Source organism: Niallia sp. Kr1 (assembly GCF_050389805.1).
Lineage (GTDB): Bacteria > Bacillota > Bacilli > Bacillales > Cytobacillaceae > Bacillus_BD.
Genome location: NZ_CP130945.1, coordinates 2,996,075 through 3,008,385 on the forward strand (window position 1 = coordinate 2,996,075; position 12,311 = coordinate 3,008,385).

Genomic DNA, 12,311 nt, shown 5'->3' on the forward strand with positions numbered 1-12,311 from the left:
AGAGGGTCACTATTTATTCGTCAATTCTAAAGAATCGAAAGGAAGGGATTATATAGATTGATTAGCACCTCGAAACGACTTTTGATGAAAGTTACTTAATAATAAAAAGAAATCCTCTTCTCTATCTGGTAATTCCGCATTCTCATAGAATGTCATATACATCGCTTTATATGTTTCAGGAACGATTTTATAATTGTGAACATAATCGGTCTCCGTAAAACCACACTTTTTCCAAAATTGAATTCGTCTTATATTTTCGACTGTTTCTTCAGCTTCTACTTCTATTAAAATTCCTGTAAAACCGTGCTCACTTCCCCATTTCTTTATTTCAAACATCATTTTTTTACCAACACCCCGACCTTGAACCTTTTGGCTTACAGCTAAATAATCAATGAGAAGAAGGTTTGAACCATTTAAAATGCCCGATAATGCCACAGCAATGATTACCCCGTTTTCCATTAAATAGTGAAAACGGCACATCTTTTTAAAAAACATATTTCTAATCACCATTTTTTGTTTTCCATTACTACTGCCGAACGCTTCATGATATACGACTTTCCATTTTTCCCATACGTCTTCATCCCATTGATCAATTGTGATGAATTCCAAAATAAAATACCTCCGGACTTTACTGTTTTTCTTGCTTTAATTGTTCATACCAACCGTTGGTTTGTTCGGTATTCTTCCCATTAATAAAAATTGATTTATTTTTTAAGTCAATTAATAAATAAGGTGCTTGATGACGAATAAACAGAAGACTGCTTCCATATTTTTCAACATAAAAATGCCCCTTTGATAAATTTTCCATCCCAAAGCCATTTTCTTTATAATGGATCTCAGGCATGTCATGCAATATTTCAATTTTTTCAATATCAGCCAAGTTCCATTCATCCCCATACATTCCATTAATCTCAAAAGTATCTTCATTTACGACCAACTCATTGGGCTGATAGCCAATGAAAAATAAAACAATAATAAAGCCAAAAATCAAAAAGCTAAAACCTAATCCTAACCATAAACTTTTCTTTTGTTTAGACGGCACCTCATATCTAGAAAGATAGATCATACCACCAAATAAAAAGATCATCATAAAGCCATACTGAACTTCAATCACATATGGAAGGGTCGTAAAGTTAAGTGGAAAAAGAAGGAGCATTCCGACTGCGGTAAAAATGAGCAAAGTACCCGTTTTTTGAGGATACCCTCTTTCAATTAACTCTTTTTGTTCCTCTTCTGATCGGTTATTAAATCCAGATAATAACCCGTATTGTTGTTTAGTACGAATCGCCCAACCAAAAACTAAAAATAACCCGATGACGATTAGTTCAATCATGATATGAACCCACATTTCTGTCCCTCCTTTAATCCTGCTAACAGTGTACCATTTTCAGGAAGGTTATACACATCTCATATTTGCGTCACCGCGATTGTATAGATATTCTCCTACTAGTATACTGCATTAAATCAAATTAATAATAATTATTTTAATTTAATTCCTAACGATAACCATTATCAATGGTTGATCATATTGGAAAATCTGATGATTTTAATTCTCAATTATAAATAAAAATTCTCAATTAGGTATTGTTTTTACGTAAAATAGCTATATAATGATAGTGAGAGGAGGAGAAAAAATATGAAAACTTATGACTATCATCACCTTGATCATATAAAAAAACAGCAAAAATCTAAAAGAGCATTATGGATAACCCTTTTATTAACGATATTTTTTACATTGGTAGAGGTGGTTGGAGGGATGCTTTCAAACTCTTTAGCTCTTTTATCTGATTCTGCCCATATGCTTTCTGATGTACTTGCCTTAGGACTGAGTATGACAGCCATTTACATGGCAACTCGAAATCCAAATAAAAAGTATACATTTGGCTATCTTAGGTTTGAAATATTAGCTTCTTTTATTAATGGGTTAGCGCTAGTGGTGATATCCGTAGTGATTTTTATTGAAGGGATTAAACGAATGATTACACCTTCCGAAATTAACTTTACATTAATGTTAACCATAGCAATCATTGGTTTAATCGTAAACATTGTTTTGACCATCGTATTGAGCAGAAGTACTAGGGATGAAGAAAATTTAAATATTAAAAGTGCATTATGGCATTTTATTGGAGATTTATTAAATTCAATTGGTGTCATCATTTCTGCGTTATTAATCTGGTTTACAGGTCTTATGATCATTGATCCGATCATTAGTATGATTATTGGAGGCGTCATCTTTATTGGTGGAGCAAAAATTATCCGTGAATCCTATCTTATTTTAATGGAAACTGTACCAGATCAATTTGATCTAGATCTCATTAGACAAGACATTCTCTCCATTAAAGGAGTTGAAAACGTTCATGAAATGCATTTATGGACAATTACAACCAATCATTATTCATTAACAGCCCATATTTTTGTTTATCACGACAGTCAAGCTTCCGAAACCATTGCGAACATTAATGAATTATTAGCAAGTAAATATCAAATTGTCCATTCAACTATCCAAATTGAAAATCCTATGATCCATGATCATGGACAATACGGAAAAGATTTTTTAAGACAACAAGCCTAAAAAATATACTAAATCTTTCTATGAAGATGCTAGACTTTAAAAGCTTATCCACATAAAAATAAGGCAAATTTATTCGCTTTACGAATAGATTTGCCTTTTTTTTCATTTGTCCCTCATAAAGAGACCTGTATACTCGGGACAGCTTTTATGATTTAAGAATATCATATCCTAGACATCATTAAGATGACCTATTCAGGTTTATAGGTTTCTTTTAAACTTCCTTATTTTCACATGTGCAATAAACATTAAACATGAAGCTATCCCCTTGTATTTAGCCCCGCCTACGCTAAATACGATGATGACCACTCGTGCCATCCAACCTAATTTCATTATAACGGTAAGCGCTTACACTATCAATAAATAGTTTCCGATTCTTTTCGACATTATTCATCTTTCCCTCTTTTTTATAGTGTTATATATATTATTTTTCACAAAACGTATAGGACGGGATTTTACTCCATATTAAACTGGGGATTTATATACAAAAAAGTTAAATTTTCTGTAATACAAAAATCAATTTTTATATGTAAGAGAATAAATATGTTAAAATTAATGATTATTGAATCTATACAAAAGGTGGACAAATAATGATTAAAAATAATAAAGTCTTTTTTTGTTGTTTATTAAGTATATGTTTGTCTTCTCTATTATTTGGCTGTTCAACCGAAAAGGACCATTCAATCTCAACGATTGAATCCAAAGCTCATACTGAGTCGATAAAAAAGGATGACAGTCACAACTCGGCACAAGGAGAAGTACAACAAAATGAAGCAGTAGAAACAGTTGAAAAGGACAAACAAACTAACATTGAAGAAACACCTAAAAAGGATGACTCTCTTCAAAAGCGTGCATCTCTTCTTGGCTTAGAATCTGCAACCGTTTCACGAGTGGTAGATGGCGATACGTTTGTGCTTTCGGATGGTCGAAGGGTCAGATTAATTGGAGTCAACACACCTGAATCAACAAATAGGCATGAAGAATACGGGAAAGAAGCGAGTAACTACACTTCTTCAAAATTAGCAGGAAAACAAATTTGGTTGCAAAAGGATGTTTCGGATACAGACCGTTATGATCGTTATTTGAGAATTGTCTGGCTTGAAGTTCCATCGGATGATATGGATGAAAATGAAATAAGGACAAAGATGTTTAACGCTGATTTAGTTTTAAATGGCTTTGCGGAACCATCTACCTATCCACCAGATGTTAAATATAGCGAGTATTTTGTAAAATTTGCTGGAGAAGCACGAGAACAAAATACCGGCTTATGGGCATTCGGTGAAAATGGAACAACAAAAGGTGACCTTGATTCGCATAAAATGGCGTCAAATCAAAAGTCTTCAGAAGAACAAACACCTCCAAATTCAACAAACTCATCGAAAAGCAACCTATTATATGATCCAAACGGTGCTGACCGAGATTGCAGTGATTTTAATACACAAGCAGAAGCACAGGCCTTTATGGAAGCATCAGGACCAGGAGATCCACACCGTTTGGATGGTAATGATAAAGATGGATTAGCCTGCGAAAGCCTTCCTTAAACTTTAAAATGTGAAGAAAACTTTTTTTCATGAATGTTTTTTCACATTATACTCATGAAATGCTTTGAGTTATACGTAATAACTGGTTGGAATATTATTTAATTCAGTACACACCCTAAATACTATAGGAGATGTATAGCAAAATGAATAAGTATCGTGAAAACGCAGATCAACAAAACGATCACTCCATTCAAGATGAAGCCATGAAACGTGCCAATCAAAGATTTAATAAAATAAAACAAGAAGTTCAGGAAATGATACAGAAAAATGAACATTCTGATCCAATGGAATAATTTATATTCATATGAAATGGTAAAATATAGGCACTGGTTATTTTTGAATGAAGACCAAAAAAGCGCATAAACCATTAAGGGTTTTATGCGCTTTTTTATTAGTGCTGGAGACAGGACTTGAACCTTCGACCCCTTCATTACGAGTGAAGTGCTCTACTAGCTGAGCTACACCAGCAAATTAAATAGACATATCAATTAAAGAAGGTAAAAGTTATACCCTATTTTTTCCATTGTGTGAACTTTTTATCTATTTTTGTAGAGTAAGAAACTGATTTCAAAGGGATAGCTTTTGCTATCTCTTTTACTTTCAGCTCCTCCTCATCAAACCGTACGTGAAGTTTTCCTTCATACGGCTTTCCGACGTTCTTCTTTCCTTGGCTTTACAGCGTCTAACTAGCTAATTTCACTAATATATGTTTCACTTCTTTTCTTACATCCTTTAAATTTCCATGTTTCTTACGATTATTTCTCTTTTTGTTATGAAATAAGGTAAGTCGTTCTAATACATACCAGTCGATTCTATTTAGCCATTTCTTTGCGTGAGCCGAGATAAGATAGTAATTCTTGAAACCTTGCAGTTTCCTATTTAGCCCTTTTACTAACTCTCTGATATCCAAGTATAATTTATTCCTTGGTTCTGTATAGGCTTTAATCTTAGAACGCATTTTCTTCATCGCATTCCTCTTAGGTATATGTGACATGACATATAACGTGTTTCCACCTTTTCGTCTGATTGGAAACTTCCGATTATGAAATCCTAGAAAATCGAAACCATCTATGTCATTCCACAGATTAACTAGTCTCGATTTATTTCTATTAATAGTAAGGTCAAGTTTCCTCATTATTGATTGGATGACCTTTATACTTTCAAGTGCTTGTTGTTTGGTTTTACACATAATGACGAAGTCATCCGCATACCTTATGAGTTCACCCAAGTCTTTGAACTTCTTCTCCCAAAGCATATCCATTGTATTTAGGTAGATATTAGCTAAAAGAGGTGAAATTACACCACCTTGCGGTGTACCAGTAATTGGATTTCTTATTTTGCCTTCCTCCATTATGCCTGACTCTAGCCATTTTCGAACAAGCTTTAAAACCCGTCGATCACTAATCCTTTGTTCTAATATTTTCATCAACTTGTATTGATTAATATTATCGAAATATCCTTGGATATCGACGTCTACTACCCAAAAACATTTCTTACTGGCTTTTCTTATCTTTGCCATCGCTTGATGGGCATTTCGCTTTGGACGAAAACCAAACGAACAGTCATGAAAGTCAGCCTCGAATATTGGTTCAATAACCATTTTCGTTGCCATCTGTACGACCCGATCTTTAATAGTTGGAATTCCTAATGGACGTTTCTTTCCATCATCCTTTGGAATATAGGTTCTTAGGACTGGACTAGGGTGATAACGCTTCTCCTTTAGTTCCAAATAGAGCTCGTTCATAAATTTCTTTTCCCCGTACTCCAAGACGATTTGTTCAATCGTCTGTCCATCGACACCTCCACTTCCTTTCTTTCGTTTCACACGTTGCCATGCCTCCCATAGAATATCAGGACGATAGATTTTGTCATATAAAGCGTGAAATCTTCGAGTTGGACATTCCTTGGCACAAAGATATAACGTCTTCCAGAGTTCTTGAGCTTTTACTTTATTGGTGTAGTTAGTCATTTTCCTGACATTCACTGACTCTTACCTCCTTCTGACATATGAACGAAGTAGGGTAATGGCTTGCGCCGTCCTTCCCTAGACAATGTTGTGTTGTCATTGTCATTAATGGTACTATGACCCCCTCCGACTCCCTCTCATCCATCCACCACTTCGTTTGCACTTATAGGTTTCTGCTTTACTTTCGTTAGAAAGTGACAAGGAGGGTATCCCCAGTTCCGCTAACTACTTTACTAACATGTCGCTCCCCATACCCCGAGAGATTCATCGGTGCTGCTATTCCAAGATCTTCACACCTTCCATGGTCTTCGCCCATTATCCCAAGGCTCGACTTCTCTTTGGCTACCGTAGGTAGGTTCTTTTGACGAGACGGCAGGATTCACTTTATGTTACAACCTGTTAGTTTGCTCGCACTCCGCTAGGGAGTTACTTTGTCACAGGGCTTCAACCTTAGAATTTCTTCACCAGTTGCCTGTCAGCTACTGAGCGTCTTGGTACTTACTCAGGTTGGACTTTCACCAACTAGCAATTAACGGCTTGCTGGGCACGCGGAATAAGAAAAGGACCGCTCATAGCGGTCCACTACACTCTTCTAAAATCGACTCAATAAACAATGCAACCCCATCTTCATTATGATTCAATGTGATGACATCACATACTTCTTTTACTACCTCATCCGCATTTCCCATTGCAGCACTTTTACCTACAATCTCTAACATGGAAAGGTCATTGTGATTGTCCCCAATTGCAGCAGTTTCAGATAATTTGACCCCTAGCTTTTGTGTTAAAAGTTTTAACGCATTTCCTTTTGATGCCTGTTCATTTTGTAAATGAAAATTATATCGACCCGATTGAACAACAGTTAAATGGGGTAATGCAGTATATTTCTCCCAACCCTTTTTAAGTTTGTCTTCAAGATATGAAATGACCAAAATATTATAGATATCCATGTCTCGGTTCATCAGTTCTTTATAAGATGAAATAAATGTAAAAGCAGATTGGCTAAATTGAATATCTATCCCTCGACGAATTAAGGCATTTTCTTCATCTGTCCTTACCCCTGCTTCTATTTCATCTATTAGTATTTTTTTTCCATATTCTGGCGCACAAATTTTATTTTCAATGAAAGCTTCATAATAGAATTGATCTTCCTCTAATTGAATGAGCATGTTCATCGCCTGTTGTTTATCAAGAGGACAGGATTGAAATAATTTCCCCTCCGGTGAGTGGATCGTAGCCCCATTAGTTGCAATAATCCATGGGTTTATATCAAGTTCTTTAAAAAACGAGGCGGCATCAAAGTCTGCCCGTCCTGTAGCAACGACAATTTCTACTCCTTTTTCATTTGCACGCTTTATTGCGTCTATATTTCTTTGACTGATTGTTATTTCGTCGTTCAAGAGTGTTCCATCTAAATCGATGGCGATTAATTTAATCATTTAGATTCCCCTTTTTGTACATGTGTCCTACAATTGTTCTACTAATTATAACTCACGATTATTTTTATAATTTGGCTAAATTCTTCTCTATGATTTTAGTATAATAATAGTAATAGATCCAATGAAACGATGGTGTTTAAAAGATGGATATTCGACAACTCCAATATTTTCTTGAAGTGGCACGCCAAAAAAACATGACGAAAGCAGCAGAGATTTTACACGTTTCCCAACCTGCACTAAGCAAAATGGTCAAAGGTCTTGAAGAAGAACTGGGAATGACGTTAATCATTCGATCCAATAAGGCAAGTGAAGTAACCGATGCAGGCTTGATTGTAACAGAGTATGCGAAGAAAATGATTGCTTTATTGGACGAAATGTATGTGACATTATCTGATATGTCCAACTTACAACATGGCTCAATTCATATTGGTATCCCCCCGATTGCAGGTAGTTTATTTTTTCCAAAGGTAATTGCGGAATTCCATGCGGCGTTTTCAAATATAAAAATTAATATTACGGAATTTCCTGCACCAAAACTTACAAAAAAAGTATTGGATGGAGAAATTGATCTAGGAATTGCGGTTCTTCCGATCCATGAACAGGATACCATTACCTATCCGATCGTAAATGAGAATATGAAGCTCCTTGTTCATATTGATCACCCTCTGGCTAAAAAGGAGCATGTACCGCTTCACGAGTTGAAGGACGAAGAGTTTATTTTTATTAGTGAGGATTTTGCCTTGCACGATATCATTTGGAATCATTGTATCCAAGCTGGTTTCCAGCCGAAAATTCTATTTAAAAGTATGCAATGGGATTTCATGTCCGAAATGGTCGCTGCTCATTTAGGCGTGACTATCTTACCAGAGTCCATTTGCAACCGAATAGACAATAACAAGATTACATACCTTGACATCACTCCCTCGATTCCATGGGATCTTGCTGTTATTACTAAGAAGGATAAATATATTTCTAACGCCGCACAAACATTTATTAATTTTATGTTAAAACAAATGCAATAATGAACTAAATCCTTACCAAAAAATTGGTGAGGTTTTTTTTAGTTATGAAAACCTTTTCTTATAAAAAAAAACCTTTTCATAACTTTTAGTTATATCAATGATGAAATAAATGTATTTTACCCTTGATCCTTTACGATTTATAGTAAGGATATTAAATGATTGGTAAGGATTAAGGAGTGATTATCGTGAAAAAAATCATCACGATTTTATTACAAATTTTATTTATACATGTTTTTTTATTTCTTGGCTCAGCGGTTAAGGCAATTGTTCCATTACCCATTCCAGCATCAATGGTTGGTCTACTTCTTTTGTTTCTGGCTTTATGGTTAGGAATTATAAAATTGGAATGGGTAGAACAAGGAGGAAATTGGTTATTAGCTGAATTATTGTTGTTCTTTATCCCTTCTGCAGTTGGTATTGTTAATTACGAAGAAATGTTAAGCTGGCAAGGATTAAAATCTATTCTACTAGTTGGAATCAGTACTTTTATCGTCATAAGTGCTACGGCATTTATAGCTGAAAGATTAAACAGTTGGAAAGTGAGGGAGATGTGAAAATGAGTATGATGATCGCGATCATTGGAACGATGACCATTTACTATTTAGCAAAAAAGGTTTATAAAAAGTGGTCTTATCCTTTTTTTAATCCTTTACTTCTTAGTACTACTGTCATTATCGCCATTCTCTATTTTATAAATGTTCCCGCAAATACGTATATTGATCAGGCAAAAGGAATTACCCATTTGCTCGGTCCTGCGACGGTGGCCTTTGCGATTCCGATTTATAAATATATGCCATTGTTAAAAAAATACTTTGCAAATATTGTCGTCAGTATCTCAAGCGGTTCCTTAGTTTCGATTTTGTCTTCCTTTGTAATAGCATTAATCGTGCATTTAAATCCTGAACTAACGATGAGTATTCTTCCCCGTTCAGTAACAACACCTGTTGCAATTGAAATTTCTCAAGGAATCGGCGGTTTACCATCGTTAACAACGATTTTTGTGATTATCACAGGAATCATCGGAGGTGTCATGGGTCCATATATTATTAAATGGTTTTCGATTCAGTCACCGATTGCCCGGGGGCTAGCACTAGGTATGGGTGCTCATGGATCGGGAACAAGTGCAGCAATGGAATATGGGGAAAAAGAAGCAACTTTTTCAATGATTGGTCTAATTTTTGCCGCTTGGATTTCACTCTTCTGGGTCAACTCATTAATTCCATCTTTACTACTATTTATTCGTATATAAGGAAAACCTTCTTCAAAACCTAATTTGGAGAAGGTTCTTTTTCTTTAACGATCAAAATTATAGCTTATTTTTGGTATCAACTTGTCAAAATCATGTGCCGTCATGGTTTGATTTCCATTTTGTTTAATCCATTCATCCGCGCACACACCGTGAATATAAACAGCGTTTGCCACCGCAGCATGGATGTCATTGTGTGTATTAACACTAGCTAAAAGCATTCCAGTGAGAGTATCCCCTGTTCCTCCTTTTGAAAGTGCACGATTACCGGTCGTGTTAATGATCCCCGAACCATCTGGAAACGCAATGACGGTGTACTCCCCTTTAAGAACAACAATCAGTCCATGTTCCTTAGCATAAAGGGAGGCTAGCTCAATACGATTTTTTTGAATGTCAGTGGATGTCTTTCCAGTAAGACGACGAAATTCACCTGGATGTGGGGTTAGAATAGTAGGTGTTTCTCGTTTTTGGTAATTTCTCGGACTTAAAGCTCCAGCATCAAGAATGACGGGAACCCTCAATTTTAATACTTCTTGTACGAAACTTTCTAACTGATCGTCAGGATTTAGACCTGGTCCAATCGCAATACTAGAGAAATCGTGTTGCTGCAAAGATGAACGATCAAATAAATAGGTTGCTTCAGGGACAAATCCCCCGATCAAAACAGAAGCATGTCTTGTTGTCGCAATAGACAATTTCCCAATGCCAAACCGAATCGCTCCTATTGCTGCCAATGCCGCACTCCCAGGCATTTCATCACTGCCGGCAATTAATAAACCTGTACCAAATGTTCCTTTATGAGTGTTACCGGTTAGCTTTAACAATGTGTTACGAACGTCCTCCTCGCTCCAAACTTTCCATTGACTCGTATGACGAAGACCAATGTCAATAACCTCAGTTCTACCAAAATAATTCGATGATGGATATAAAAAAGTCGAAGGTTTATATCCATGTAACGCATATGTATAGTCAGCTTTTACAGCCCATTCGTCAACATCTCCTATGTCAGATGAAACACCTGTCGGTACATCAATTGCAATGACCTTTCCCTCTTGTGCATTGATCCATCTAGTGACTGAGGTCAAATTTTCATGAAGTGGAAGCCGACTCCCGACCCCTAGCAAGCAATCAACAATTACATCCGATTGTAAATTATCCGTAAAGTGATTGATTTCATAACCGCAAGCCTGATAATACGTTAAATGTTCATGGGCGGTTTGTGTTTTAGGTAACCCTAGTGGAAATAGTAGACTTGCATGATATCCGTTATTTTTTAAATAACGGGCAAGGGCAATTCCATCTCCGCCATTATTTCCTTTTCCTGCTAAAATCACTATTTTATCAGTGCGTTTGATTTTTTTCTTCAGTTGGTGATATAAACCGCTACCTGCATTTTCCATTAATGCAAATAAAGTCATTCCTGTTTGTTGAGCTAGCATATCAATTTCCTTTATTTGTTGACCCGTATAAATGTACAATAGAACCCCTCCTTCAATTGAACTCCTCCATTACTAGTATAAACCTTTTAGAAAAAGAATGAGAAAATTACCAACGTGAAAAGATATAGTGTATAATAACGAATGGAATTATGACGAGAGGATGCATGAAAATTGAATATTACTGAATATACCGTTGAAAAAATTAAAGATCCGACTGGAATTTTATCTGGTGATCGTTATGAATTTTATCTTACAATTGAAGTTCCTGAAGATGATGATTTAGCCGATGAACAAGGTCTGCAGCTAAAGGTCTTATATGGAGTTGAAGAAAACTTCTCTAAAATTCTTCTATATCATTTTTACAATAGTATCGAAAATAACTATTTGGATTTTGAATTGGAAGAGGACGAGGTAAAGCTAGTGGATGACTTCTGCCGGAGCCATTATCAAGATGCAGAGTAGATATTTAAAAAGGAATGATACCTTAATGGAATCATTCCTTTTTACTTACACCTCTATCTCTTTTCCCTCTTCCACAATATGAAATAATAAATGGGCCAAATGATGAATCGGGCCATATTCTTGTTCCTCTTCATCACTCTCTTCTTCATCTTGGAATTCAAGATCATTTAAATATAGCGCCATAAATTCATAAAAGTCATTTTTTTGAAAACCATAACAACCAATTGGGTCTTTATTGTCTTCTTCATATTGCAAAACAAGATGAGATTGTGCTCCCGATTCATCAAATGCATCAAAAAATACGAAAAAACCGATATTCGTGTCTAATTCAAATAAATGTCTTGTTCCACCTTCAGTTAATTGATTAAAATCGTCCTCCGTTATTTTTTGAACAGTCATCGAATCTACTTGGTCTTCTTGATGGAATTGAACGGTAAATGATTTCATTTTATCTCTCCTCGTAATAGCTTGTCACCTAAAGTATGTACACTAGGTATCCATTCTAATACAAACTCTTGGTAATTACTATCTGTTTCGTCAATCGAAAGGAAAAAATAAACATTTCCTCTTTTTATACCTGTTAAAGGAATTTAAATTACGCAGTAGCTTTGATCCAGTTGTACAAGA

Annotated in this window: 13 protein-coding genes and 1 tRNA gene; 7 read left to right on the forward strand and 7 right to left on the reverse strand. The window is 35.5% G+C overall.

The genetic code is table 11. The features are described 5' to 3' along the window. Nucleotides 1-48: 48 nt before the first annotated feature. Both Q5760_RS14595 and Q5760_RS14600 read right to left on the reverse strand, forming a co-directional pair. Nucleotides 49-609, reverse strand: coding sequence for a GNAT family N-acetyltransferase (locus Q5760_RS14595; RefSeq protein ID WP_428908365.1), 561 nt, complete (start codon nt 607-609; stop codon nt 49-51). Nucleotides 610-628: 19 nt separating this feature from the next. Beyond that, nucleotides 629-1,348 carry a DUF3784 domain-containing protein gene (locus Q5760_RS14600; RefSeq protein WP_428908366.1) on the reverse strand — a complete coding sequence of 240 codons (720 nt, stop codon included), beginning with the start codon at nt 1,346-1,348 and terminating at the stop codon, nt 629-631. A gap of 288 nt (nt 1,349-1,636) precedes the next feature. On the opposite strand from Q5760_RS14600, the gene Q5760_RS14605 reads away from it, so the two are divergent. From Q5760_RS14605 to Q5760_RS14615, 3 genes are all read left to right on the forward strand, one after another. Continuing rightward, nucleotides 1,637-2,572: a cation diffusion facilitator family transporter gene (locus Q5760_RS14605; RefSeq protein ID WP_428908367.1), complete on the forward strand. Its 936-nt coding sequence runs from the start codon at nt 1,637-1,639 to the stop codon at nt 2,570-2,572. Nucleotides 2,573-3,159: 587 nt separating this feature from the next. After that, nucleotides 3,160-4,110 (forward strand): thermonuclease family protein, encoded by a 951-nt coding sequence (locus Q5760_RS14610; RefSeq protein WP_428908368.1) that lies wholly within the window; start codon nt 3,160-3,162, stop codon nt 4,108-4,110. Between the two features lie 143 nt (nt 4,111-4,253). Continuing rightward, nucleotides 4,254-4,403: a hypothetical protein gene (locus Q5760_RS14615; protein WP_428908369.1), complete on the forward strand. Its 150-nt coding sequence runs from the start codon at nt 4,254-4,256 to the stop codon at nt 4,401-4,403. A gap of 102 nt (nt 4,404-4,505) precedes the next feature. Here the strand turns inward: Q5760_RS14615 and Q5760_RS14620 are convergent. The 3 genes from Q5760_RS14620 to Q5760_RS14630 form a co-directional block, all read right to left on the reverse strand. Continuing rightward, a tRNA-Thr gene (locus tag Q5760_RS14620) sits at nt 4,506-4,578 on the reverse strand. A gap of 214 nt (nt 4,579-4,792) precedes the next feature. Beyond that, entirely contained in the window at nt 4,793-6,094 is a 1,302-nt protein-coding gene (ltrA, locus tag Q5760_RS14625) for a group II intron reverse transcriptase/maturase (protein WP_428908370.1), read from the reverse strand. 551 nt (nt 6,095-6,645) lie between these two features. Continuing rightward, a complete protein-coding gene (locus Q5760_RS14630) occupies nt 6,646-7,515 on the reverse strand; it encodes a Cof-type HAD-IIB family hydrolase (protein WP_428908371.1) in 870 nt (289 codons plus the stop codon). Nucleotides 7,516-7,658: 143 nt separating this feature from the next. Here Q5760_RS14630 and Q5760_RS14635 point away from each other — a divergent pair, with 143 nt between their 5' ends. From Q5760_RS14635 to Q5760_RS14645, 3 genes are all read left to right on the forward strand, one after another. Next, complete coding sequence (locus Q5760_RS14635; RefSeq protein WP_428908372.1) at nt 7,659-8,537, forward strand: LysR family transcriptional regulator; 879 nt, start codon at nt 7,659-7,661, stop codon at nt 8,535-8,537. A gap of 185 nt (nt 8,538-8,722) precedes the next feature. Beyond that, complete coding sequence (locus Q5760_RS14640) at nt 8,723-9,091, forward strand: CidA/LrgA family protein (RefSeq protein WP_428908373.1); 369 nt, start codon at nt 8,723-8,725, stop codon at nt 9,089-9,091. A 2-nt stretch (nt 9,092-9,093) separates the two neighbouring features. Next, complete coding sequence (locus Q5760_RS14645) at nt 9,094-9,786, forward strand: LrgB family protein (RefSeq protein ID WP_428908374.1); 693 nt, start codon at nt 9,094-9,096, stop codon at nt 9,784-9,786. A 44-nt stretch (nt 9,787-9,830) separates the two neighbouring features. Here the strand turns inward: Q5760_RS14645 and Q5760_RS14650 are convergent, their stop codons facing one another. Next, entirely contained in the window at nt 9,831-11,261 is a 1,431-nt protein-coding gene (locus tag Q5760_RS14650; RefSeq protein WP_428908375.1) for an NAD(P)H-hydrate dehydratase, read from the reverse strand. 132 nt (nt 11,262-11,393) lie between these two features. On the opposite strand from Q5760_RS14650, the gene Q5760_RS14655 reads away from it, so the two are divergent. Then, complete coding sequence (locus tag Q5760_RS14655) at nt 11,394-11,684, forward strand: DUF6509 family protein (protein WP_428908376.1); 291 nt, start codon at nt 11,394-11,396, stop codon at nt 11,682-11,684. A gap of 45 nt (nt 11,685-11,729) precedes the next feature. Here Q5760_RS14655 and Q5760_RS14660 read toward each other — a convergent pair whose 3' ends face one another. After that, a complete protein-coding gene (locus Q5760_RS14660; RefSeq protein WP_428908377.1) occupies nt 11,730-12,131 on the reverse strand; it encodes a cytosolic protein in 402 nt (133 codons plus the stop codon). Between the last annotated feature and the right edge of the window lie 180 nt (nt 12,132-12,311).